We start from the raw sequence: 22,785 nt of genomic DNA, 5'->3' as shown, positions 1-22,785 counted from the left end.
CTTTTCAGACAATCGCTAAGTACCAATAGTCAAAATTAAAAACTATTTAACCCGCTTCTGGCCCATAGTATAGAAACAATAGTCGCAATACGACTAGTACAAATCCACAATAATAGGCTTGGGTAGCAATTTAAAGCCGATTACTGGCTTTTTCAACGATGGCAACCACTCACTTTTACACCTTATTTGCATCAAGTAATAGAAGAGCTACTCATCTTGCACCGTAAATTCACTTTCTCCATGCCAAGCAACAGCAACACCGTTAGGGTAGCGCAGGTCAATATAACGAATCTGATCGCCAAGAGACGACAACTCACGCTGCCATGAAGCCGACAATCGTGCTAAGCGCACTTCATGCTGACGCCGACCTAACATCACCCAAGCGCCATCGTTTAATTGTAGCCGCCAGGCACCGCGCGGCTCTAAACGAAGTTGAGTAAGATTCAACGATAACTGTTCAAAGTGAAGTTTTAACCGGTGGTAATAATCCAGCACTTCTTCACTGCTTCCAGCAGGGCCAGCGAGATCGGGTAAACCTGCAGGTGGTGATAATGGCGCAAAAGCGAAAGGCTCACCTTCAGGGTTAAGCAAGAAGTCATCATTCCAGCGTGCGACAGGCTGCTGTTCAACTAGCTCAAACACCAGTGCATTCGGCCACTCACGGGAAATGCGCACTTCGTTTAACCAACCCACTTGCAGTGCACGGTCGCGTAATTCACCCAAATCAGCTGATAACCAGGTGGCATCAACCACCAGGGGCGCCAACTGAGTACGCAGGTAGTCAGCGCTGACGTACTCCCATTCACCGCGAATAGACACACGTTCAATCGGACGATCCAGCCACAGCCAAAGCGCCCGCCCGCCAGCTCCCATAAGTAGCGCCAGCAGGAGAATTCCCAACCAAGCGTTACGCTTTTTCATAAGGCACTTTTTAAGAAGGCGCTTTTAAACAGGTCATTACTCATGCTGTGAACTGCTCGCCTGCGGTATTGAGTATTCGTAACACTAGATCATCAAAGCTAATGCCCGCATGAGCCGCCGCTTGAGGTACCAAACTATGATCGGTCATACCTGGCACCGTATTGACTTCCAACAGCCAAAAACGCCCTTCACTATCACGCATGACATCAACCCGGCCCCAGCCGACTCCACCGATAGCGGCAAACGCCTGCTGGCAAAGCAATGCAAGCTCAGCCTCATGTTGCGCCGACAAACCGCAGGGCAAGTGATACTGGGTGGTATTAGCGATATATTTGGCCTCGTAGTCGTAGAAACCACCCGGTACTTCAACACGAATCGCCGGCAGCACCTGATCACCTAGCAGCGCAACGGTATACTCTTCACCCACCACAAAACGCTCTGCCATCACGCGGGCGTCGAACTGGGCCGCCTCGTGATAAGCCGCTTCAAGCGCTGCCTGGCTTTTTACAATGCTAATACCCAGCGTCGACCCCTCATGCACAGGCTTCACAATCAACGGCAAGCCAAGTTGCTCGACCACGGCGGACCACTCCGCCGTTGCCTCCAACATAATACTTTCCGGAGTGGGTAGCCCAACTGCGCTCCATACCTGCTTGGTGCGCTGCTTATCCATCCCCAGGGCCGAAGCAAGCACCCCGCTGCCGGTATAAGGAATGTCGAGCAGTTCTAGCGCGCCCTGTAGGGTGCCGTCTTCCCCGCCGCGGCCATGCAGAGCCACAAAGACAAGCGAAGGAGCCAGTTGTTCCAAGCCCACTAGGCCGTTGTCGCGGGGATCATAGCCGCAGGCGTTGACACCTTTACGCTGCAGCGCCGCAAGCACCGCCGACCCGCTTTTCAGCGACACCTCGCGTTCAGCAGAGGTGCCACCGTAAACGACAACGACTTTTTCAAGAGACTGGGGAGTTGCTACGTCAACACTCACAGATCCACCTCGTTCATCGCTAGCTGTGCCTGGGCCAGGCGCAGGGAGATCCCACCCACATCACCGGCACCCTGGGTTATTAAAATATCGCCTGGGCGCAATACGTTGGTTAACAGCGCAGGCAGTTCGTGTTTATGCTCGACAAATAGCGGGTCGACGTCACCACGCTGACGAATGGAGCCCGCCAAGGTTTTTCCTTCGGCACCAGGAATAACCGCTTCACCGGCACTGTAAACATCAAGCAGCACAAGCGTATCGACTTGAGAAAGCACCCTGACAAAATCTTCGTATAAATCGCGGGTACGGCTATAGCGATGGGGCTGATAAAGCATGACTAGGCGACGATCTGGCCAGCCTGCACGAATAGCCTGAATGACCATATCCACTTCACGAGGATGGTGGCCATAGTCATCCACCAGCATGATATCGCCGCCCCCTTGAGGTGCAGGGAAATGGCCATGCACCTGAAAACGGCGACCAACACCGGCAAAACCTGCCAGACCGCTCAAAATAGCGCTATCGCTCACACCGGCATCGGTGGCTACCACAATTGCCGCCATGGCGTTTAGAGCATTGTGGCGCCCCGGCATAGCCAAACGGACATTTAACGGCGCAGCGCCGCCAGGGCGTAGCGCAGTGAACGACACTTCCCCGCCACGCTGGGCAAAATCAACAATCCGGTAATCGGCATCGCTATCAAACCCATAGGTCACGAACTGCCGCTTCACCTGCTCACAAAGCATGCGCACATGGGGGTCATCGATACACAGCACAGCCAAGCCATAAAACGGCAAGTTGTGTAGGAATTCGATAAAGGTACTCTTGAGCCGCTCAAAGTCGCCGCCATAGGTCGCCATATGGTCAGCATCGATATTGGTGACAATCGATACCATCGGCTGTAGGTGCAAAAAGGAGGCGTCGGACTCATCGGCTTCAGCAACTAAATAGTCGCCCTCACCTAAACGGGCATTGGCGCCGGCACTGGTCAGCTTGCCACCAATCACAAAGGTGGGATCGAGCCCCCCTTCAGCCAGCAGTGTTGCCGTCAAGCTGGTCGTGGTGGTTTTACCATGGGTGCCCGCCACGGCAATACCGTGACGAAAACGCATTAGTTCAGCGAGCATTTCAGCCCGGCGCACCACCGGCACACGGTTCTCATGGGCCCAGCGTATTTCTGGATTGGTTTCATCAATGGCGCTCGACACCACCACCACATCAGCGCCCTCGACATTGGCCTCGGCATGCCCGATCGCGACAACAACACCGCATTGCCGCAGCCGCTCCACGACCGAAGAGGCTTTCGCATCACTACCGCTCACGGTGTAGCCTTGATTCGCTAACACCTCGGCAATACCGCACATCCCTGCGCCACCAATGCCGACAAAATGGAGTCGCCGAATTCGGCGCATGCCGGGGCCAGCGGCAGAACGTGAGGGTGTCATGGTTTTGTCTGAATCGATCACGCAGAGTCTCCTAACGGCACCATCGCCAAACACCCTTCAGCCAAGCGCTTCGTGGCGTCTAAATGGGCAGCCTGACGTGCATTCGCCGCCATCGCAGCCAGGGTATTTGGGACGAGCAATTGATTTAAAAATTCACTTAACCGCTCAACGGTGAGCTCAGACTGAACCACGCACTTTGCCGCTCCCGCCTTGACGAGTACCTGGGCATTGATCCGCTGATGGTCATCAACGGCAAAAGGAAACGGCACTAGCAGCGCTGGCTTGGCCGCAGCTGCCAACTCCGCGACAGTCAGGGCGCCTGAGCGACACACCACTAAGTCGGCCCACTCGTAGGCAGCGGCCATATCGTCAATAAAGGGGCTAACCTCGGCGCTCACGCCGTGCTGCTGATAATTTTCAGCAGTGGCCTTTTCACGGTTTTTACCCGCCTGATGGCGCACCTGAGGTCGCCGCTCAATGGGCAGAGCTGCCAGCGCGGGGGCCAAGCGCTCGTTAAGGGCGACGGCACCGAGCGAGCCTCCCACCACCAGCAACCGCAGAGGCCTTGCAGAGAGGCTCTCCGCATCTCTTGGGGTGTTCCCTAAGGCGGCGATATCGTCACGCACTGGATTGCCAATGACATCGGCACGCGCCCCAAAGGCCTCGGGGAAAGCGGCATAGGTACGCTTGGCGAGTCGCGACAGCACGCGATTGGTCAGGCCTGCCACGGCATTCTGCTCATGGATCACTAAAGGAACGCGCGTCAGCCAAGCAGCTAACCCGCCAGGACCACTGGCAAAGCCACCCAAGCCGACCACCACATGAGGCTTGAAGTCGCGAATAACCGCACGCGCCTGCAGTACCGCACGGCTAAGGTTTAGCGGTGCTTTTAGCCAGCCCGTCAAGCCATTGCCGCGCAGCCCGCTAACCGCAATGGTATGTAATGTAATGCCCGCTTCGGGCACCAGGCGGTTTTCAATCCCTCTAGGACTGCCCAACCACTCAACGTCGACCTGCTGCGCCTGCAAAGCGTTGGCGAGTGACAAGGCTGGGAACACGTGGCCGCCGGTGCCCCCCGCCATAATCAGTACTCGTCGGCTAACGTTAGTCGTCACATCAAACTCCTGATAGCACCAAGCGACATAGCGTTACGATAAACGCGGTTCATGGCGCGATTTATAGGGGGTGGACGCGCGTCGGGGGCGATGACGTGTTTCAGCATCCGTGCGTAGCAGTAGTCCAACCATTACGCCTGTTACTAGCAGGCTAGAGCCGCCATAGCTCATCAGCGGCAGCGTTAGCCCTTTAGTCGGCAACAGCCCGGAACTTACCGCCATGTTAATAAACGCCTGAGCGGCTACGACAAAGCCGATGCCGTAGCTTACATAAGCGCCAAATAGGTGCCCTGCCAGCTCAGCTTTGCGCCCTATCCACATAGCGCGGGCAATAAACAGCGTGAACAACAGCACGACGATAATCGCGCCGATCATGCCCAACTCTTCAGCGATGACGGCAAAGATAAAGTCGGTATGCGCTTCGGGCAGGTAATGCAGTTTTTGCACACTGTTACCCAAGCCAGTACCGGTGACGTGCCCCCGTCCGAAGGCGATTAACGCTTGAGTTAACTGGTAGCCGGTCGCAAACTGATCGGCCCAGGGGTCTAAAAAACTGGTCCACCGGGCCAGCCGGTAGGGCTCGATCAACACCATTACAACCGCCCCGGAGCCGAGCAGCAGCCCGCTGCCAACCAGCAGCACCAGCGAGGCACCGCACATCATCAGCATGCCAATCACGCAGACGGTAAAGACCACCATCCCGCCGAAATCAGGTGCTAAAAATAGCAGCCCAACCGGTACGGCCAGCACGGCCAGAGGGCGCCACATGCTGAACGCTCGACGACGCAAATCGTAGGTAAAACGCGACATAAACGCCGCCATATAGAAAATCAGCCCGACTTTGGCAAATTCAGAGACCTGCAAACTCGGCAAGGGCCCCGGCAACGCTATCCAGCGCTTACTACCATTGATCTCCTGACCAACAATCAGCACCAAAACCAATAGAAAAATAGTGGCGAGCAGAATTAGCGCTGCGTTTTGGCGCCACACTTCAAGCGGCACACAGAGCATAAATACGCAGGCGATGATGGCAAGCACCAGGAAAACGCCGTGCTGACGTGAGTAGTGATAGGTATCTTCCAGCAAGCCAATCGACGCCGAGCTGACCATGACCCAACCCAACCCCGCCAAGGCCACCGCCGCTACAATGAGCCACACGTCGCAGGGTAGATCCCGAGTGGTAAGCACCGCGCGCAGACGCTGAATTCGACTCATGGCGCTTCCTCGGCTGTAGTCGATGCTTTATCCAGCACCCAGCGACGAAACGCCTCGCCGCGCGCTGGGTAATTGGCAAATTGATCCAGGCTTGCACAGGCGGGTGAGAGCAGCACACAGTCACCCGGCTGGGCGAGTTCAAACGCTGCCTGCATGGCCTGGGTTAAATCGTCAACTTGCTGGGTCGTTACGTGCCCATGCAGCGCCTCGGCCAGTAGCGGAGCGTCTCTGCCAAACAACAGCACGTGACGCGCGCAGGCTGTTAAGGGTTTGGCCAACGGGGTAAAATCTGCGCCTTTGCCAATCCCGCCCGCGAGTAAAATCAAACGGCCTTCCAGCGTTGCGCCAATGCCGTTAATCGCCGCCAGCGTGGCCCCAACATTGGTGCCTTTGGTGTCGTTAACCCAGGTGACGCCGTTAATTTCTGCAATCACTTCGCTGCGGTGTACCAAGCCTTTAAATTCCCGCAGCGCGCTGCACATGGGCTCAGCCGCAAAGCCCAGCACCTGCCCCATGGCCAGTGCCGCCAAAGCATTGAGATAGTTGTGCTGGCCGGCCATTTTTAACTCATCAATAGCCAACCAAGGGGTGAAGCCCTGCATTAACGTCAGCTTCTCGTGGTGAAGCGCCAGCCCCCACTCGCTCCCCTTTGAGGCTGCTTGCGTAAAGTAAGTCACTTGGTCAACGGGATATTCAGGCCACGTGTTAGGATCATCGGCATTCACCACGGCGTGCTTGGCACCCATAAAAATACGCTGTTTGGCGGTACGATAGCCGTGCATATCCCCATGGCGATCCAGGTGGTCTTCGGATAAGTTCAGAAAGGCAGCACAACTGGCATTCAGGTGGGGCGTCATTTCAAGCTGAAAGCTTGAAAGTTCTAAGATATAGAGCGCGGCATCGGGATGGCTGGCCAACAGATCCAGCGCGGGGGTACCAAGATTTCCCCCTACCGCCGCATTAACACCGGCAGCAGCGGCCATTTCTCCCAGCAGCGAAGTGACTGTTGACTTGGCATTGGATCCGGTAATAGCGGCGATGGGGGCGTTAGCGGCGCGTACAAAGAGGGCTATCTCGCCCACCACCATCGGTTCACCTGTGTGCGGGTTTAGTTGATCCGCCAGCTCTATCAAACCCGGCATTCTCGGATCAAGACCAGGGCTAACCACTACCTCTTCAACATCACGCAGATCCAGCGACGTTAACGGGCCACAGTGAACTTCAACATCCGGATGAGCGGCTTTAAAGTCATCCAACCCCGGAGGTTCGGCACGTGTATCCGCTACCATGTAGGGCACTTTCAAGCGGCTTAAATGGCGGCATATCGCTCGACCCGACAGCCCCAGCCCCACCACTAGCGTTAATCCTTTAGCAACTCGAACCATCACCGGCTTCCTCTCGCCTCATGCTCTCGACCCGTCGATCCACTCTTGGCCATTTGCATCAACGAACTTTCATTAACGAACCTTGAGCGTTGCGAGGCCGAGCAGCACCAGCACCACGGTAATGATCCAAAAACGCACGATTACCCGCGGCTCAGGCCAACCTTTCAATTCATAGTGGTGATGCAGTGGCGCCATGCGAAAGATGCGCCGCCCGGTAAGCTTATAGGACCCCACCTGAAGAATGACCGACACCGTCTCCATGACAAAAATACCGCCCATAATAAACAGCACGATCTCCTGACGCACGATCACTGCCACCACGCCCAACGCAGCCCCTAACGCCAAGGCACCTACGTCGCCCATAAAGACCTGGGCGGGGTAAGTGTTGAACCATAAAAAGCCAAGCCCGGCACCGGCAATGGTGGCACAAAAAACCGCCAGCTCACCGGTACCGGCAATAAACGGAATATGTAAATACTCGGCAAACACCGTATTGCCGCTGGCATAAGCAAACACTGACAAGCCCATGGCCACCAGTACCGTAGGCATAATTGCCAAGCCATCCAGACCATCGGTCAAATTAACCGCATTGGAACTGCCCACAATCACTAGGTAGGTGAGCACGATATAGAATAGGCCCAGCGGCAGTGCGACCTCTTTGAACATTGGCACTAACAAGCTGGTTTCGACCGGCGTTGAGGCAGTCAAATAGAGCAGCACTGCCGCCCCAATCCCCACCACCGACTGCCAGAAATACTTCCAGCGGGCGGGTAAGCCACGCGGATTTTTCTCCACTACTTTGCGGTAATCATCGACCCAGCCGATGGCACCAAAACCTAGAGTGACGCCTAACACCACCCAAATATAAAGATTGGTTAGGTCACCCCATAGCAAGGTACTCATGGCAATGGCCAACAGAATCATCGCCCCACCCATGGTCGGGGTACCCGCCTTGGAAAGATGGGACTGAGGGCCATCGTCACGCACGGATTGACCGATTTGCCCCTCGACCAGTTTGCGGATCATCCATGGCCCCAGCCATAAGCAGAGCATTAATGAGGTGAGAGCGCCTAAAATCACGCGCAGGGTTAAATAATTGACTACCTGAAAATCAGATTGGTACTGCGACAGAAAATTCGCCAAGTGAAGTAACATGAACGGCGTTTACCTTATTTATCCGAACGCAGTGCATTGATGACATGTTCCATGCCCGCACTGCGCGACCCTTTCACCAGCAAGGTGGTGTCCGGCGGCAAAGTATTAGTGACATGACGCGTTAGCGCCTCGTGATCGTTAAAATGCAGCCCACGACCAAAGGCCTCGCTGGCAGCGCGTGCCGCGTCGCCCAGCGTCAACAGCTGATCAATGCCAAGCTCTGCAGCGTAACGGCCAATGTCCGCATGCAGCGCTGCCGACTCGTCTCCCAGCTCGCCCATTACGCCCAACGCACACCAGCGTGGAGCCGGGAAACTTGCCAGCGTATCCAGAGCGGCTTTGACCGCCCCGGGGTTGGCATTGTAAGTATCATCCAGTAGCTTGCCCCCCCGCAAACCGGGCACTACGGTTAGTCTACCCGCTAGCGCTTGCAATGCACCCAAGCGCGTAATGATCTGCTCTGGCGGCACGCCCAGCGCTAATGCCGCGGCAGCCGCAGCTAAGGCATTGCTGACATTATGCTTGCCAAGTAGCGGTAAACGCACTTGGCCCAGCGCCTGACCATGCTGCAGTAGCGTGAAAGCATACCGCCCTTGAGGATCACAGGAAAGCGCTGAGGCGCTGACATCTGCCTGGGGATGAAAGCCAAAGCTAACCACTCGCCTTGGGGCCGCACGCGAAGCCCAAAAGGAGTAGTAGCGATCATCGCGGTTCAATATGGCCGTACCCTGCTCGCTTAGCCCGGCGAGCAGTTCACTTTTCGCCTGGGCGATCTGCCCCATGCCGCCAAACTCACCCACATGGGCGCCGGTGACATTGGTGATAATCGCAATATCGGGCTGTGACAGCGGCGCCGTCCAGGCGATTTCACCCAGATGATTAGCGCCTAACTCTATCACGGCGACTTTGTGCTGTTGGCGCAATCGTAATAAGGTCAGCGGCGCACCGAAATCGTTGTTCAGATTCCCCTCAGTCGCTAACACCTCGCCCAAAGGCGTCAGCAGTGCCGCACACATCTCCTTAACCGTGGTTTTACCACTATTGCCGGTGACCGCTACCAAGGGCCCATGCCATGCACGTCGATGTGCACCGGCTAGCAATCCCAGGGCTAAGCGCGTATCGGGACACACCAACTGGGGTAAGTCGCTGGCAACAGGTGCATCGACCAACGCCGCTGCCGCGCCGAGCGCATGGGCACGCTCGACAAAATCGTGGCCGTCAAAATTGACGCCTTTTAACGCGACAAACAGGCAGCCAGGCTCAATTTTACGGCTATCGGTAACAACAGAGTGAATGATTAACCGAGCACTGCCTGACGGTGCTTCGATGCCGAGCGCGGCGGCCACTTGACCAAGAGCCCAATGCATTACTGCGCTCTCCGCTGGGCAAAGGCGCGCTGAATCTCTTCGCTATCGGCGTAAGGATGGCGTACCCCCTGTATCTCCTGATACGCCTCATGCCCTTTCCCGGCGACCAGCACCACATCCTGGGCGCCAGCTTGTTGAATAGCCGCGGCTACAGCCTCGCGGCGCTCAGCGATTTCAATCGGTTGCACCGCCGTTGAGAACCCGCTCAGAATCTGCTCACGGATTTGCGCGGCAGATTCATTTCGCGGATTATCGTCAGTGACAACGATGTGATCTGCCAACTGCTCGGCGACCCGGGCCATCTCGGCTCGCTTACCCGCATCACGCTCCCCGCCGCAGCCAAACACACACCACAATTTACCCGCGTCCCCCAAGTGAGCACGTAGCGCCTGAAGGGCACTCTGTAGGGCATCGGGTGTGTGGGCATAATCCACGACCACACTGGGAGCACCCACATCGCCATAGCGCTCCATACGCCCCGGCACCGGAGAAAGCGTTGTCGCTGCATCAAACAGCGCATCGAGGGATTCACCTAACCCATACAGCACAGCCATCGCTAGCAGGACGTTATCTAAATTAAAGCGCCCCATTAACGTTAAGCGCAGCATTTTCTCACCGTCGGGGGTCGCAATCATCGCCTGCTGCCCCTGCTCGAATGCCTGCCAGTCCAGCACCCGCAGGGTAACGGCCTCGTCTTGCCCGGTGGCCAGCACACGTACGCGGCTACTAGCACCAGCCAGCATTAAGCGCGCCAAGGGGTCATCACCATTCACCACCACCAAGCTAAGTTCAGAACGGCGAAACAGCTTGGCTTTCGAGGCCGCATAGGCCGCCATGCTGCCGTGATAATCTAAATGGTCGCGGGTCAGATTGGTAAACACCCCTACGCTGACGTTGACCGCTTCCAACCGGTACTGATCCAGAGCGTGGGAAGAGGCTTCGAGGGCAACGCGCTTCACCCCCTGCTGGGCCAACTCACCCAGCGTCGCCTGCAGCGCCAAGGGGCCAGGCGTGGTTAAACCACTATCGCTCAGTTCGCCAGGACGCCCCACACCTAAGGTGCCGACAAGACCCGCAGGTGTTCCCAACGCTTCGCTGAGGGCAGCAATATAGTGAGTAACAGAGCTTTTACCATTGGTACCGGTCACCGCAATGACTTCCAGATCACTAGGCACCTGGTACAGTGCCCTACCTAGCTCGCCTAAGCGCGACGACAAATGCGGTAGCTTCAACACCCGCCCCTCAAGCTGTACATCGCCGTGAGACCCCTGCGCTAAAACAAGCGAAGCCCCAGCCTCAAGGGCTTGCTCGATGAAATCGCGTCCGTCACGCTGGCTACCAGGCACGGCCACAAAAATGTCGCCCTTGGCAAGCTTGCGCGAGTTCATTTCAATGCGCACCTGATCCGGCAGCTTGGGCAGGTCAGCGGGCAGTGGTGACTTGGGCCATACTTTCGCGAGCGCCGTTAATATTTCGCCTGGACTCAGCGTCATGCCATCTCCTTAAAAAACTACTCCGCCTCGTGATCCGGCGGGACGTCCAGCAAGCGTAAAGCATTCCCCGTCACGCTGGAAAAAACCGGTGCGGCAACAGCGCCGCCATAAAATTCGCCTGCTTTGGGGTGATCAATCATTACCACTGTGACAATACGCGGGTCGGAAATAGGCGCAATACCGGCAAAAACGCTGCGGTAGGCATCGGTGGTATAGCCCTGCTGGCCTATTTTGCGCACCGTGCCCGTTTTTCCGCCAACACGATAACCCTCGACACGAGCTCGCCGCCCGCCGGTATAGGCCGCAACGGAAGTTTCCAGTATTCGCAACAGGTCATTGGCAACCGTGGGCTCTATCGCGGGGATGCCTTGGGGTGGCTCAGAAAGGCGTAACAGCGAAGGCGGCAAACGCACGCCATCATTGGCTAGCGCCGTGTAAGCACTCGCCAACTGCACCGCTGACACGGATAGGCCGTAACCGTAGGAGAGCGTCGCCCGCTCGCTGCGCGACCAGCGAACCGGCGCCGGTAAGCTGCCAGTGGACTCGCCAGGAAAACCGGTTCCGGGTGCCTGCCCCAGCCCTAACTGGTTATACTTTTCCCAAATCGCCGTATCGCTCAACCGCAGCGCTAGTCGGGACATCCCCACATTCGAAGAGTGTTCCAGAATGCCAGCCAAATCCAGTTCGCCATAATTACGGAAATCGCGAATGGTGAACTGATCCAATCGCATCCAACCGGGCGAGGTATCGACCACAGCGTCGCGGTCCACCACGCCACTCTCTAACACGGCAGCCATGGCCAGCGGCTTCATCACCGAACCGGGCTCAAATACATCGACCAACGCTTGGTTACGTAACCCACGCGGATCAAGCCCCGCTCGGTTGTTAGGGTTGTAGGAGGGCAAGTTAGCCATAGCCAACACCTCTCCCGTACGGGCATCCATCATCACCAGCACGCCGCCATCAGCCTCATTCTCAGCCACCGCTGCGCGCAGCTCCCGGTAAGCCATATACTGGATGCGTTGATCAATAGAGAGGGTCAGTTCGCCCCCTGGCTGGGCTTCGTCAATAACGCCCAGCTCGCGCACCAGGCGCCCGCGGCGATCTTTAATGACCCGCCGCTGACCAGGTCGCCCTGCCAGGTAAGGCTGATAAGCAAGCTCCAGCCCCTCCTGACCAACATCGTCAACGTTGGTTACCCCCAGCAGTTGGGCGGCGACCTCGCCAGCGGGATAGTAGCGTTTATATTCACGCTGCGGGTAAACGCCGGGCGTGCGCAGGTTTAGAATCTGCTGGGCCGCCGCGGGGGTCATCTGACGACGTAAATACATGAACTCATGCTCGCTGAAGCGCGCTACCCGCGCCTCAAAGTCACCCAGCGTCATACCTAGCGCCTGAGCCAGCATTACACGCTGTATAGCATCGTCGGGCAGTTCTTGCGGATTGGCCCAGAGGGTGACCACTGGCGTGGAAATCGCCAACGGTTCGCCATTGCGGTCTGTAATCATGCCGCGGTGGGCGGGGATAGTTTCGTGACGAAGAGTACGCGCGTCGCCCTGGCTTTGCAGAAAGGGACGGTCAATGACCTGCAGCAAGGTAATCCGACCAATCAAAATAGCCGATGCCAAGCCAATCGCAAGCAGAATAAACATGAACCGCCCGCTGCCGAGCGGAGGGGCAATCGGCGCCTGACGCGAGGTACCGCCTCGACGTTCGCTTCTCATGGTCGAATCACCTCAACATCATGGACATCGGGGATTCGCATACCCAGGCGATCAGTGGCAATTTGTTCAATACGGGCAGGTGTCGACCATGCGCCCTCCTCGAGCAGCAGTTGCCCCCACTCCGTTTGCAGCTGGTTCTCTTCTTGCTCCAGCTGTTGCAGCTGAGCAAATTGAACCCGCGTCATATGGGTAGTGACAACCACGCCCAGCCCGGAGGCCATGCAGAGTAGAAAGAGTAGCGTAATAGCTACCGGCCAGGCGCGTAAACGCAGCCTGAAAGGCCATTCGGTGCGTAGCGTGGTTGCCCACTGCTCAATCCGATCCATGCTCATGATGACATTTACATCCGTTTGCGTGCAGCCCGCATGACGGCACTACGTGCGCGGGGATTGGCATCCACTTCCTCCTCGCTTGGCCGCACACCTTTGCCTAGCGCTTCAAGACGCCGATTCATTTGATCATCGCGAATCGGCACCCCTCGCGGCAAGTCGGTATCGCCGCGGATATGGTGGCGAATAAAGCGCTTCACGCGACGATCTTCCAACGAGTGAAAGCTGATAACCACTAAGTGACCACCAGGTGCCAGCGTCTCTAGCGCGGCGTCTAAAGCACTGTCTAACTGCTCCAGCTCGCCGTTGACGAAAATACGCAGCCCTTGAAACGCTTTGGTGGCAGGATGGCGTCCCTTTTCCCAGGCGGGGTGGGCTACTTTTAATACCTCGGCCAAATCCACCGTGTGGGTAAACGGCTTCTCGACCCGGCGAGTGACCACAGCGCGGGCCAAACGTTTGGCATAGCGCTCTTCGCCGTAGGTTTTAAACACGTAGGCAATGTCTGCTTCACTGGCCCGGGCCAGGAAATCAGCCACACTTTGCCCTTGGGTAGGATCCATACGCATATCTAGCGGGCCATCGCGCATAAAGCTGAAGCCGCGCTCGGGGTCATCTAGTTGAGGCGACGACACGCCAACATCGAGTAACACACCGGAAAGCTTGCCAAATACGCCCTGTTCACGGGCAAACTCGGCGAGCTGAGCAAATTCTCGCTGGGCAATCTGAAAGCGTGGATCGTCTATGTCAGCGGCCGCGGCAATCGCTTGGGGATCGCGATCCATCGCAAGCAGTTGGCCCTGAGCATCCAGACGATCAAGGATCAAGCGTGAGTGACCGCCCCTCCCAAAGGTGCCATCTAAATAGACGCCTCGCGCATCGTGCACCAGAGTATCGACAGCACCTTCCAGTAGTACGCTGGTATGGCGAAAGCAGTTAGCAACCTGTTCAGCGTCAGGAGAAGGCATGTTTTTCTCACACAAAATGATAGTGACAGCGTACAGCGTAATAAAGAGCGTGCGGACACGCTCTGGTACGTAAGTGGGGGAGTCGGCCGATAAGCCGGGTTCTGTCGTGGACAGCCATTCCTCTAGGCGCTGCGTTACCACAGCGCTCAAGCAACCTACCCGGATCCAGCGCGGGCCACGCCATTGGATCCCTATTTGGTCTTGCTCCGAGTGGGGTTTACCATGCCACGCACTGTTACCAGGCGCGCGGTGCGCTCTTACCGCACCCTTTCACCCTTACCGGCCCCGAAAGGCTTAGGCGGTCTACTCTCTGCTGCACTTTCCGTCGGCTCACGCCGCCCAGGCGTTACCTGGCACTCTGCCCTATGGAGCCCGGACTTTCCTCCCCCAACACCTTTTAAGGGGTATTAGCGGCGACTGTCTGGCCAACTCCGGCGGCAAGCATACCAGCGCCCTCGACTTGCCTCAATGCTCACCTTTGATTGCTTGCAAACGCGCGTACCAGACTTGCTTACGACCACCAAGCATTCGCGCGGCAATTGCAGCGCCCTGTTTCACGCCAACCCCCTCTGACAGCAGTGCCTCCAGCAAGGCGTCCGCTGATATATCCTGATGCTCACTCTGCTCAACCGGCGGAGCCCCGGCAACAATCACCACGAATTCACCGCGGGCTTGATTAGGGTCGGCAGTCAATTGCTCCAGTAACGATGCAGGCGTACCGTGCAAAAACGTTTCGAAGGTTTTAGTTAGCTCACGCGCCAATACCACATCGCGATCCGCCATTTGCGCCTGTAACGCTTCAAGGGTATGCACGATACGATGGGGAGATTCATAAAACACCAGCGTCTCTTCGCGGGTTTTCCAACCCTCCAATGCTTGGCGCCTTGCGCCTGGCTTGGCAGGCAGAAAACCGGCAAATACAAAGCGGTCTGTCGGCAGGCCCGCCCCTGACAGCGCAGTAATCAGCGCACAGGGGCCGGGAATTGGCACAATATGGCGATTGCGTGCCCGCAACTCACGTACCAGCACAAAGCCGGGATCGCTAATCAACGGTGTCCCGGCGTCACTGATCAGGGCAATATCTTCACCTGCAGCGAGATAGCTATCCAAAGTATCTACCCGGCGCGCTTCGTTGTGTTCATGCAAAGAGAGCATCGGCTTGTTGAGCCCCAAGTGCGCCAACAGGCGGCCACTATGGCGGGTATCTTCAGCAGCAATACGTGTCACTTGGCCCAGCACCCGAGCGGCACGCGCGGTTAAGTCATCCAAATTCCCAATTGGCGTAGCAACCACGTACAATGTGCCCGGATTATCGTCTGTCATTGTTGACTCTCAATTCGTTGATGGCTTGCCCTGCTGGTGCGCTATGCTTGTGCAGTGGCTTGGTCAATCGCTGACAAGCAGCGACAGCGCAAATGGAAACCTAAGGAAGGATACATGAAACAGTCATTACGTGGCTTACTCGCCGCTGCCCTTGTGGCATTTCTCGTTGCTGGCTGTGCGATGCAATCGCCTAGCGTGGTAGATCGAGTGCCCGATGAAAACCCTGGCCAGCTACTCAGCCAAGCGGAACAGCAAGCGCCAGAGCAAGCCGCAAAAACACGCCTGGAAGCGGCTAATATTCTGGCCCGTCAAGGTGAGCGCGACAAAGCCTTCGAAACCGCCGATGGGATTGATGAAAGCTTGCTCTCAGAACCCGACCGGGTACGCTGGGCACTGCTATTTTCCGAGCTTGCCCGCGCGTTGAATGAACCCCGTGCCGTGCTGCGCGCCACTCAGGTACTCGGCGACGAGCTGCCGATGCAGGCTAACCAGCAGGAGCGGCTTGAAGAACGCCAGCGCTGGGCCCGTGAGGCGCTTGATCAGCCCAGCGGCGCAGTGAGCGTTGCGCTGCCAGAGCTTGAGGGTCAGGAAATACGCCGCATCGTGGTAGCACTGCCCGAATCAGGCCCGCTTAGCAGCGTCGCCAATACTATCGCTTCGGCTATGCGGCAGCACCATGACGCCAAGGGCAGCAACGTCGAGCTAAGCTTCCTGGACACCTCGCGCTACTCGATGGATGAGCTCTATGACCGCGCCCAACAAATGAATGCGCAGTTAATTATTGGCCCGCTGGATAAGGATCGAGTTACCCAGCTAGAACAGCGCGATAGCGTGCCGCTCCCTACACTGGCACTCAACTATGGTAGCGGTGATAACAATCAAGCCCAGCGACTCTTCCAGTACGGCCTTTCAGCTGAAGACGAAGCACGCCAAGTTGCCCGCCGCGCCTGGCAGGACGGGCACCGCCAAATGTCCATGATGGTTCCGGATAACGGCTGGGGCCGACGCGTAGGCGAAGCCTTCTGGAATGAGTGGCATAGCCAGGGTGGCGAAATCACCAACGCCGTGCGCTATAACCCGGATAGCTCGGTCTCCAATGCCGTACAAACCGCGCTCAGTGTTAGCGGTGATCGCGCGCGCCTAGGCAATATTGACGCCCTATTCCTGCTCGCACTGCCCGAGTATGCGCGCCAGGTACCGCCGACTATGGATTACTACTACGCTCCCAATCTGCCAATCTATGCCACCTCACACTTGCATGAAGGACGCCTACAGACTCGCCTCGATCAAGATCTAAACGATGTCATGTTCGTTGATATTCCCTGGCAAATCCCCGACGCCGCCGTTGGTGGCGAAGAGGCTCTGCCCTTTGCATCTACCTACCAAAGCCTGCGGGATGAATCAGACGCTTCCATGTTCCGCCTGATGGCAATGGGCGTTGATGCTTACGAGCTGGCTATCCGCTTTTCCAACCTTGGCGAGCTGAACGGCCTTCATGGCAGCACCGGCACTCTCTACTTAAGCGACGATGGCCGCATCTACCGCGAGCTGCCCTGGGCTAAATTCCAGAATGGCGTTCCATCACCTATTTTAATTCCTAACCTGATCGAAAGTGACGACTAACGCCCACACTGCCCGTGCCCGCGGCGCAGCCATTGAGCAGCTTGCCGCTCAATGGCTGCGCCAACAGGGGCTCACCCTTGTCACGCAGAATCATTACGTGAAAGGGGGTGAGCTTGACTTGGTAATGCGCGATGGCGATATTCTCGTCTTTGTTGAAGTCAAACACCGCACCACGACGCGCTACGGCCACCCGCTGGAAACCGTCACTTATCAGAAGCAACAGCGCCTGGTGCGTGCAGCACGGCTTTATATCGCCCGCGGCGGGCTTTCTTCACCCTGCCGCTTTGATATCCTGGCCATAACGGGTAAGCCGCCCAACCTGGAGTTTCACTGGGTAAAAGCTGCCTTTGATGCCTTTTGACTGTTTTTTAAAGCTGTTTGTATAAACTGGCTTTAAAAACGGTCTTTAAAAAACACTCTTTATCACTATTCAACCAGGAAGCCCTGATGGACTTTCAATCTCGGATACTCGGCCACTTCAACGCTAGCATCGACACCAAGACGTACGCCAGCGAAGTACTTCCGCCGTTCATTGAAGTGGCTAGCCAAATGATGGTGCAGTGCCTTGTCAGCGAAGGAAAAATTCTTGCCTGCGGCAATGGCGGCAGCGCTGGTGACAGCCAACACTTCTCCTCTGAACTGCTCAACCGCTTTGAGCGAGAACGCCCTAGCCTACCCGCACTGGCACTCACCACTGATACGTCCACGCTCACTTCAATCGCAAACGACTATAGCTACAACGAGGTGTTTTCAAAGCAGATTCGCGCCCTCGGGCAGCCCGGTGATGTACTCTTGGCCATCTCCACCAGTGGCAATTCGGGCAATATTGTGCAGGCCATTCAAGCCGCCCATGATCGCGATATGACCGTAGTTGCCCTTACCGGCCGCGACGGTGGCGATATGGCGTCACTGTTAGGCCAGGATGACTGCGAGATTCGCGTCCCGGCGACATCAACGGCCCGCATCCAGGAAGTTCACCTGCTGGTGATTCACTGTTTATGCGATCTTATCGATGAACAGTTGTTTGGCAGCGCTTAGTCGCCATTTGTACTGTGTTAACAACCACGATGTCTTTAACTGCTAGCATCAAAGGAGTCATACGATGACCCAACGCCTCTCCCCCCGCGGCTTCATGGCCGTTGCGCTTTGCGCGGCACTCTTCATTACCGGCTGCGCTAACAACTCAGCCTCCAATCAGTCCAACTATGCTCAGCGTAGCGACGATGTTGAAGCCATCGACACCACCATTGAGCGTGAAGTTGATGACGCGTTAAAGCGTGCTGACGCCCGGCTAGGCGATGCCCGCATTCGTGCCCACAGTTATAACGGCGTTGTGCTCCTGGTGGGCCAAGTACCCAGTGAAGAGCTTCGCGATATGGCGGGTGAAGTTACCAGCAACCTACGCGGTGTTACTGACATCCACAACGAACTCACCATCGCCGCTCGCCTACCGGCCAGCCAGCGCCTGACCGACACATGGCTCACCACGAATGTCGTCAGCCACCTGGCAACCAACGACCGCATCGACTCTTCAAAAATCAAAGTCACAACCGAAAATGCCAGCGTATATCTGATGGGCCGCGTGACCCGGGAAGAGGCTGACCGTATCGTCAATGCCGCTTCCTCGGTTGGTGGTGTACAACGAATCGTAAAAGTATTTGATTACCTAGACTAATCCACTGTTTTCCCATTGCGTTTTAGCAGCCACAAAAAAGCCTCGCTTAATAAGCGAGGCTTTTTTGTGGGCGGCACACCCCAGGGTGTTATTTAACGACCCGCAGGGTGGGTTTTTTCTTCGTCTTGCTCTTAGCTTGAGACTCTTTTTCAGACGTATCCGCTGACGCCGTTGAGTCACTGTCACTCTTTTCGGAGACGGGCTCTGTGATCGACAGCTCAGGCTTACTAGAGGGCTTCTCTTCGTCCTCAATAGCGCCAAAAGAGTCGGCTCCATCACCTAGCTCAGGCTCATGACCAAAGACCATTCCTGCACCGTTCTCACGGGCGTAAATAGCGATTAAGGCCGGAGTCGGTATCATTACCTGCATAGGCTGCCCGCCAAAGCGCGCATTAAAGCCTATCGCCTGATTCTCCATAAAAAGATCACGTACCGCAGTCGGCGCCACGTTCAAAACGATCTGACCGTTTTGAACAAACTGACGGGGCACCTCAACGCCAGGCAAGGTAGCATCAACCACCAGGTAAGGCGTTAGCTCATTATCCAGCAACCACTCATAGAGTGCTCGGGCGAGATAGGGGCGACTCGATTTCATCTAGACTCCCTCCTCCTTACAAGAAAGGCTCCCTGCCCTTATCAAGCACAAAGGAGCCAAATGAATTCAAGCGCGCATCTCTTTTTCACGCTCACTTAAAGATGCCTTGAACGCTTCACGCTCGAATACTCGCGACATGTAGGACAGCAGCGGCTTAACCTGCTTCTCGGGCAATTCGATATTGAGTTCCGGCAAACGCCACAATACAGGCGCTAAACAACAATCCACCAGCGTAAACTCTTCGCTCATGAAGTAAGGCATATCCTCGAAAATTGGCGATATGCCGATCAGACTTTCACGCAACTCTTTACGCGCTTTATCTGCCTCTTTCTTTCCACCACTGCGAATCAGGTCGACCATTGGGCACCACTCGCGCTCAATGCGGTGCATCCATAGGCGGCTTTGCGCACGCGCTACTGGATAAACAGGCAATAGCGGAGGATGCGGGAAACGCTCATCCAGGTACTCCATCATAACTTTGGACTCATACAGCACCAAGTCACGATCTAACAGCGTCGGTACGCTGTTGTACGGATTGAGGTCTGCCAGCTCTTCCGGTGGTTTTTCGTCGAGTACATCGACGATGTCGACGGCAACCCCCTTCTCGGCCAGCACAATGCGCACACGATGACTGAAATGATCATCACTGCCTGAGTAAAAGATCATCGACGACCGTTTGGCCACAACACCCATGAAAGCATCCTCACATCAAAACAATCTTGGATAATAACACGCCAGCGCTACCTTAGGGGAAGCCAGCTTGCTTTGCTTTACTGCCATGCTGACAAGCAAAAGGCGCACGACTTACGCCGTGCGCCCCACTGACCATCAGCTACTGCTAATTAGTGGATATCTCGCCAGTACTCGCGCTTGAGCAGGTAAGCAATCACACCAAAAATGAAAATAAAGATCAGTACTTTAGGTGCCAGCGCCTGTGCTTGAAGCTTGGAGGGCTCACCTACATAAGCCAGGAAGTTAGTAAGATCATACATCGCCTCCTCAAATTCCGCAGGTTCGAGCTCCCCCGGCTCGGTCACTTGCAGCACGTTACAAGACTGATACTTGCCCGATAACGCATCCGGTTCTTGCCCTTCTACCGGGTGATCGGTTTCAGCACATACCAGCTCTTGCACGCCCTGCAGAGGCTCTAACACGTTCGGCATTGCCACTAGGTCAAACACCGTATTGTTAACGCCCGTGGGACGGCTAGGATCTTTGTAGAAACCGAGCAAATAAGAGTAAATCCAATCGGTCCCACGCACACGCGTCTTGAGCGACAGGTCGGGCGGCGGCGCACCAAACCAACCCTCCGCATCACCGCTGTTCATGGCGTTATGCATTTGATCGTTGTAAGCCAAATCTGACGAGAAAATCAAATTCTCTTCAACCAAATCCTGAGGCATCCCCAAGTCGTCTGCCGCACGCGAAAAGCGTTGATAGTTAAGCGAGTGACAGCCCATGCAGTAGTTAACATAGAGCTTCATGCCATTTTGCAACGAGGCCTGATCATGCAGATCAGGATCCATCGAGTGAGGCACACTTCCGCCCCCCGCAGCCATCGCGGTTACTGGCACTAAGGCGAAAAGGAGTCCAAATAGATACTTTTTCATTAGCCAGTCACCCTTTCCGGAACGGGTTTAGTCTTCTCCAGCTTGGTGTAGAACGGCATCAAGACAAAGAAGGCGAAATAGATCACGGTGCACGCCTGGGCTAGCAGTGTTCTACCCTCTGTCGATGGCAACACACCTAAAACACCCAGGATGACAAAACTGATAGCAAACAGCAGCAGCATGACTTTCGACATCCAGCCTTTGTAACGCATAGAGCGCACGGGGCTACGATCCAGCCAGGGCAGAACAAACAGGATTGCAATCGCCGCGCCCATAAAGATAACCCCTAGGAACTTGGCGTCTAAACCAAAGACCGAGAAGGTGATGGCGCGGAGAATGGCGTAGAACGGTGTCATATACCAAACGGGGGCAATGTGATCTGGTGTCTGCAGCGGGTTCGCCTGATCAAAGTTAGGCCGCTCAATAAAGTAGCCACCACCTTCGGGGAAGTAGAACACCACTACGCAGAAAACGAACAGGAACACTGCCACACCGACAAGGTCTTTCACCGTGTAGTAAGGGTGGAAAGGAATTCCATCCAACGGCACACCAGCCTCATCCTTCTTCTGCTTGATATCAATGCCGTCCGGGTTATTCGAGCCCACCTCATGCAAAGCAATGATGTGCAGCACAACCAGTGCCAGAATAACGATTGGCAGCGCAACCACATGCAGTGCAAAGAAGCGGTTTAGGGTAATGCCTGAAATCAGGAAGTCACCACGCACCCACTGTGCCAGGTCAGGGCCGATCGCCGGAATCGCTGAGAACAGCGAGATAATCACCTGCGCCCCCCAGTAGGACATTTGCCCCCACGGCAGCAGATAACCCATAAAGGCTTCCGCCATTAGCACCAGGTAAATAGTCATGCCGAAGACCCACACTAACTCGCGCGGGGCTTTATAAGAACCGTACAAAAGGCCACGGAACATATGCAGATAGACAACGAGGAAGAAGGCGGAGGCCCCCGTGGTGTGCATATAGCGAATCAACCACCCCCATTCCACATCACGCATGATGTATTCGACGGAATCGAAGGCACCTTCAGCTGAGGGGTTAAAGCTCATGGTCAACCAAACCCCGGTGAGGATTTGGTTGACCAGCGCCAGCAGCGCTAACGAGCCAAAGAAGTACCAGAAATTGAAGTTTTTCGGCGCGTAATATTTGGAGAGGTGCTCTTGCCACATCTGAGTAGCAGGGAAGCGATCATCCACCCAACGCATGAGGCCTTTTTCCGCCTTGGCTTTATTCGGATTACCCATTAGGCAGTCTCCTCATCTTCGCCGACGATAATGATATCGTCATTCTCAAAGCGGTAGGGTGGAACCTCAAGATTGGTCGGCGCAGGAACGTTGTTAAATACGCGACCAGCCAAATCAAAGCGGGAACCGTGGCATGGGCAGAAGAAACCACCCGGCCAGTTATCAACGCCTACGCCCTCTGCGTCGGGTTCAGGCCGGAATAACGGCGAACAGCCTAGGTGAGTACAAATACCGATCAACACCCCAATCTCGGGCTTGATAGAGCGCAATCCACCCTCGATATAAGCGGGCTGTTGTGGCTCTTCCGAATCCGGATCGGCCAGTTGCTCACCGCTCAGCGACTCAGTACGCTCGATCATTTCCGGCGTGCGATTAATGATCCATATTGGCCGACCACGCCACTCAACGGTCATACGCTGCCCAGGCTCAAGCTTGGAAATATCTGCTTGAACGGGAGCACCCGCCGCTCTTGCTTTGGCACTAGGCTGCCAAGAAGCCACAAAGGGTACCGCTACCCCGACAGCACCTACCGCACCCACAACGGAGGTGGCGCCTACGAGGAAACGGCGTCGGCCTTTGTTTACGCCGTTATCTGCCATTTCAG

General features: G+C 56.0%; 22 protein-coding genes and 1 other RNA gene. 4 read left to right on the top strand and 19 right to left on the bottom strand.

Annotated elements, in window-relative coordinates; translation table 11 throughout:
• Positions 1 to 207: 207 nt before the first annotated feature.
• From YERSI8AC_RS09485 to rsmI, 14 genes are all read right to left on the bottom strand, one after another.
• Positions 208 to 921: a cell division protein FtsQ/DivIB gene (locus YERSI8AC_RS09485; protein ID WP_009286395.1), complete on the bottom strand. Its 714-nt coding sequence runs from the start codon at positions 919 to 921 to the stop codon at positions 208 to 210.
• A gap of 40 nt (positions 922 to 961) precedes the next feature.
• A complete protein-coding gene (locus tag YERSI8AC_RS09480; protein ID WP_159176642.1) occupies positions 962 to 1,903 on the bottom strand; it encodes a D-alanine--D-alanine ligase in 942 nt (313 codons plus the stop codon).
• On the bottom strand, positions 1,900 to 3,345 hold the full coding sequence (gene murC / locus YERSI8AC_RS09475; RefSeq protein WP_159177922.1) for a UDP-N-acetylmuramate--L-alanine ligase: 1,446 nt from the start codon (positions 3,343 to 3,345) through the stop codon (positions 1,900 to 1,902). Before murC ends, YERSI8AC_RS09480 begins: the two co-directional genes overlap by 4 nt.
• Before the next feature lie 17 nt (positions 3,346 to 3,362).
• The gene (gene murG / locus YERSI8AC_RS09470; RefSeq protein WP_138800078.1) at positions 3,363 to 4,460 is read right to left on the bottom strand and encodes an undecaprenyldiphospho-muramoylpentapeptide beta-N-acetylglucosaminyltransferase; all 1,098 of its coding nucleotides are present in this window, start codon (positions 4,458 to 4,460) and stop codon (positions 3,363 to 3,365) included.
• A 33-nt stretch (positions 4,461 to 4,493) separates the two neighbouring features.
• A complete protein-coding gene (gene ftsW, locus YERSI8AC_RS09465) occupies positions 4,494 to 5,675 on the bottom strand; it encodes a putative lipid II flippase FtsW (protein WP_022523903.1) in 1,182 nt (393 codons plus the stop codon).
• Positions 5,672 to 7,060: a UDP-N-acetylmuramoyl-L-alanine--D-glutamate ligase gene (gene murD / locus YERSI8AC_RS09460; protein ID WP_022523904.1), complete on the bottom strand. Its 1,389-nt coding sequence runs from the start codon at positions 7,058 to 7,060 to the stop codon at positions 5,672 to 5,674. Before murD ends, ftsW begins: the two co-directional genes overlap by 4 nt.
• A 72-nt stretch (positions 7,061 to 7,132) precedes the next feature.
• On the bottom strand, positions 7,133 to 8,215 hold the full coding sequence (gene mraY / locus YERSI8AC_RS09455; RefSeq protein ID WP_022523905.1) for a phospho-N-acetylmuramoyl-pentapeptide-transferase: 1,083 nt from the start codon (positions 8,213 to 8,215) through the stop codon (positions 7,133 to 7,135).
• A 14-nt stretch (positions 8,216 to 8,229) separates the two neighbouring features.
• A complete protein-coding gene (locus tag YERSI8AC_RS09450; protein WP_159176641.1) occupies positions 8,230 to 9,582 on the bottom strand; it encodes a UDP-N-acetylmuramoyl-tripeptide--D-alanyl-D-alanine ligase in 1,353 nt (450 codons plus the stop codon).
• Positions 9,582 to 11,075: a UDP-N-acetylmuramoyl-L-alanyl-D-glutamate--2,6-diaminopimelate ligase gene (locus YERSI8AC_RS09445; protein WP_159176640.1), complete on the bottom strand. Its 1,494-nt coding sequence runs from the start codon at positions 11,073 to 11,075 to the stop codon at positions 9,582 to 9,584. The genes YERSI8AC_RS09450 and YERSI8AC_RS09445 overlap by 1 nt, the downstream gene beginning before the upstream one ends.
• Before the next feature lie 17 nt (positions 11,076 to 11,092).
• Entirely contained in the window at positions 11,093 to 12,799 is a 1,707-nt protein-coding gene (locus YERSI8AC_RS09440) for a peptidoglycan D,D-transpeptidase FtsI family protein (protein ID WP_022523908.1), read from the bottom strand.
• Positions 12,796 to 13,131 carry a cell division protein FtsL gene (gene ftsL / locus YERSI8AC_RS09435; RefSeq protein ID WP_022523909.1) on the bottom strand — a complete coding sequence of 112 codons (336 nt, stop codon included), beginning with the start codon at positions 13,129 to 13,131 and terminating at the stop codon, positions 12,796 to 12,798. Before ftsL ends, YERSI8AC_RS09440 begins: the two co-directional genes overlap by 4 nt.
• An 8-nt stretch (positions 13,132 to 13,139) precedes the next feature.
• Positions 13,140 to 14,096 carry a 16S rRNA (cytosine(1402)-N(4))-methyltransferase RsmH gene (gene rsmH / locus YERSI8AC_RS09430; RefSeq protein ID WP_159176639.1) on the bottom strand — a complete coding sequence of 319 codons (957 nt, stop codon included), beginning with the start codon at positions 14,094 to 14,096 and terminating at the stop codon, positions 13,140 to 13,142.
• A gap of 74 nt (positions 14,097 to 14,170) precedes the next feature.
• An RNA gene (rnpB, locus tag YERSI8AC_RS09425) (RNase P RNA component class A) lies at positions 14,171 to 14,529 on the bottom strand.
• A 32-nt stretch (positions 14,530 to 14,561) separates the two neighbouring features.
• The gene (gene rsmI, locus YERSI8AC_RS09420; RefSeq protein WP_159176638.1) at positions 14,562 to 15,419 is read right to left on the bottom strand and encodes a 16S rRNA (cytidine(1402)-2'-O)-methyltransferase; all 858 of its coding nucleotides are present in this window, start codon (positions 15,417 to 15,419) and stop codon (positions 14,562 to 14,564) included.
• A 114-nt stretch (positions 15,420 to 15,533) separates the two neighbouring features.
• On the opposite strand from rsmI, the gene YERSI8AC_RS09415 reads away from it, so the two are divergent.
• From YERSI8AC_RS09415 to YERSI8AC_RS09400, 4 genes are all read left to right on the top strand, one after another.
• Complete coding sequence (locus YERSI8AC_RS09415) at positions 15,534 to 17,042, top strand: penicillin-binding protein activator (RefSeq protein WP_159176637.1); 1,509 nt, start codon at positions 15,534 to 15,536, stop codon at positions 17,040 to 17,042.
• Positions 17,032 to 17,403 carry a YraN family protein gene (locus YERSI8AC_RS09410; RefSeq protein WP_022523915.1) on the top strand — a complete coding sequence of 124 codons (372 nt, stop codon included), beginning with the start codon at positions 17,032 to 17,034 and terminating at the stop codon, positions 17,401 to 17,403. The genes YERSI8AC_RS09415 and YERSI8AC_RS09410 overlap by 11 nt, the downstream gene beginning before the upstream one ends.
• Before the next feature lie 86 nt (positions 17,404 to 17,489).
• Positions 17,490 to 18,080, top strand: coding sequence for a phosphoheptose isomerase (locus YERSI8AC_RS09405; RefSeq protein ID WP_007114714.1), 591 nt, complete (start codon positions 17,490 to 17,492; stop codon positions 18,078 to 18,080).
• Between the two features lie 64 nt (positions 18,081 to 18,144).
• Positions 18,145 to 18,717 carry a BON domain-containing protein gene (locus YERSI8AC_RS09400; protein ID WP_022523916.1) on the top strand — a complete coding sequence of 191 codons (573 nt, stop codon included), beginning with the start codon at positions 18,145 to 18,147 and terminating at the stop codon, positions 18,715 to 18,717.
• 88 nt (positions 18,718 to 18,805) lie between these two features.
• Here YERSI8AC_RS09400 and YERSI8AC_RS09395 read toward each other — a convergent pair whose 3' ends face one another.
• From YERSI8AC_RS09395 to petA, 5 genes are all read right to left on the bottom strand, one after another.
• Complete coding sequence (locus tag YERSI8AC_RS09395; protein ID WP_009287785.1) at positions 18,806 to 19,312, bottom strand: ClpXP protease specificity-enhancing factor; 507 nt, start codon at positions 19,310 to 19,312, stop codon at positions 18,806 to 18,808.
• Positions 19,313 to 19,378: 66 nt separating this feature from the next.
• Entirely contained in the window at positions 19,379 to 20,005 is a 627-nt protein-coding gene (gene sspA, locus YERSI8AC_RS09390; protein ID WP_007114711.1) for a stringent starvation protein SspA, read from the bottom strand.
• Between the two features lie 149 nt (positions 20,006 to 20,154).
• Positions 20,155 to 20,922, bottom strand: a complete 768-nt coding sequence (locus YERSI8AC_RS09385; RefSeq protein WP_159176636.1) for a cytochrome c1 — start codon at positions 20,920 to 20,922, stop codon at positions 20,155 to 20,157.
• Positions 20,922 to 22,181 carry a cytochrome b gene (locus tag YERSI8AC_RS09380; RefSeq protein WP_009287783.1) on the bottom strand — a complete coding sequence of 420 codons (1,260 nt, stop codon included), beginning with the start codon at positions 22,179 to 22,181 and terminating at the stop codon, positions 20,922 to 20,924. Before YERSI8AC_RS09380 ends, YERSI8AC_RS09385 begins: the two co-directional genes overlap by 1 nt.
• Positions 22,181 to 22,780: a ubiquinol-cytochrome c reductase iron-sulfur subunit gene (gene petA, locus YERSI8AC_RS09375; protein ID WP_022523917.1), complete on the bottom strand. Its 600-nt coding sequence runs from the start codon at positions 22,778 to 22,780 to the stop codon at positions 22,181 to 22,183. Before petA ends, YERSI8AC_RS09380 begins: the two co-directional genes overlap by 1 nt.
• Positions 22,781 to 22,785 lie beyond the last annotated feature (5 nt).

This window comes from Halomonas sp. 113 (assembly GCF_904067645.1).
In the GTDB taxonomy this organism is placed as follows: Bacteria; Pseudomonadota; Gammaproteobacteria; order Pseudomonadales; family Halomonadaceae; genus Vreelandella; species Vreelandella titanicae.
Note: the sequence above shows the minus strand (reverse complement) of the source record. Positions and strands in the feature narration are given on the sequence as shown.

Coding starts and splice junctions, on each gene's coding strand:
- murD (WP_022523904.1), bottom strand. CDS start 7,060: ATGGTTCGAGTTGCTAAAGGATTAACGCTAGTGGTGGGGCTGGGGCTG.
- YERSI8AC_RS09405 (WP_007114714.1), top strand. CDS start 17,490: ATGGACTTTCAATCTCGGATACTCGGCCACTTCAACGCTAGCATCGAC.
- YERSI8AC_RS09395 (WP_009287785.1), bottom strand. CDS start 19,312: ATGAAATCGAGTCGCCCCTATCTCGCCCGAGCACTCTATGAGTGGTTG.
- sspA (WP_007114711.1), bottom strand. CDS start 20,005: ATGGGTGTTGTGGCCAAACGGTCGTCGATGATCTTTTACTCAGGCAGT.
- YERSI8AC_RS09385 (WP_159176636.1), bottom strand. CDS start 20,922: ATGAAAAAGTATCTATTTGGACTCCTTTTCGCCTTAGTGCCAGTAACC.
- murC (WP_159177922.1), bottom strand. CDS start 3,345: ATGACACCCTCACGTTCTGCCGCTGGCCCCGGCATGCGCCGAATTCGG.
- ftsW (WP_022523903.1), bottom strand. CDS start 5,675: ATGAGTCGAATTCAGCGTCTGCGCGCGGTGCTTACCACTCGGGATCTA.
- YERSI8AC_RS09445 (WP_159176640.1), bottom strand. CDS start 11,075: ATGACGCTGAGTCCAGGCGAAATATTAACGGCGCTCGCGAAAGTATGG.
- petA (WP_022523917.1), bottom strand. CDS start 22,780: ATGGCAGATAACGGCGTAAACAAAGGCCGACGCCGTTTCCTCGTAGGC.
- rsmI (WP_159176638.1), bottom strand. CDS start 15,419: ATGACAGACGATAATCCGGGCACATTGTACGTGGTTGCTACGCCAATT.
- YERSI8AC_RS09380 (WP_009287783.1), bottom strand. CDS start 22,181: ATGGGTAATCCGAATAAAGCCAAGGCGGAAAAAGGCCTCATGCGTTGG.
- YERSI8AC_RS09415 (WP_159176637.1), top strand. CDS start 15,534: ATGAAACAGTCATTACGTGGCTTACTCGCCGCTGCCCTTGTGGCATTT.
- ftsL (WP_022523909.1), bottom strand. CDS start 13,131: ATGAGCATGGATCGGATTGAGCAGTGGGCAACCACGCTACGCACCGAA.
- YERSI8AC_RS09485 (WP_009286395.1), bottom strand. CDS start 921: ATGAAAAAGCGTAACGCTTGGTTGGGAATTCTCCTGCTGGCGCTACTT.
- mraY (WP_022523905.1), bottom strand. CDS start 8,215: ATGTTACTTCACTTGGCGAATTTTCTGTCGCAGTACCAATCTGATTTT.
- YERSI8AC_RS09450 (WP_159176641.1), bottom strand. CDS start 9,582: ATGCATTGGGCTCTTGGTCAAGTGGCCGCCGCGCTCGGCATCGAAGCA.
- YERSI8AC_RS09440 (WP_022523908.1), bottom strand. CDS start 12,799: ATGAGAAGCGAACGTCGAGGCGGTACCTCGCGTCAGGCGCCGATTGCC.
- YERSI8AC_RS09400 (WP_022523916.1), top strand. CDS start 18,145: ATGACCCAACGCCTCTCCCCCCGCGGCTTCATGGCCGTTGCGCTTTGC.
- rsmH (WP_159176639.1), bottom strand. CDS start 14,096: ATGCCTTCTCCTGACGCTGAACAGGTTGCTAACTGCTTTCGCCATACC.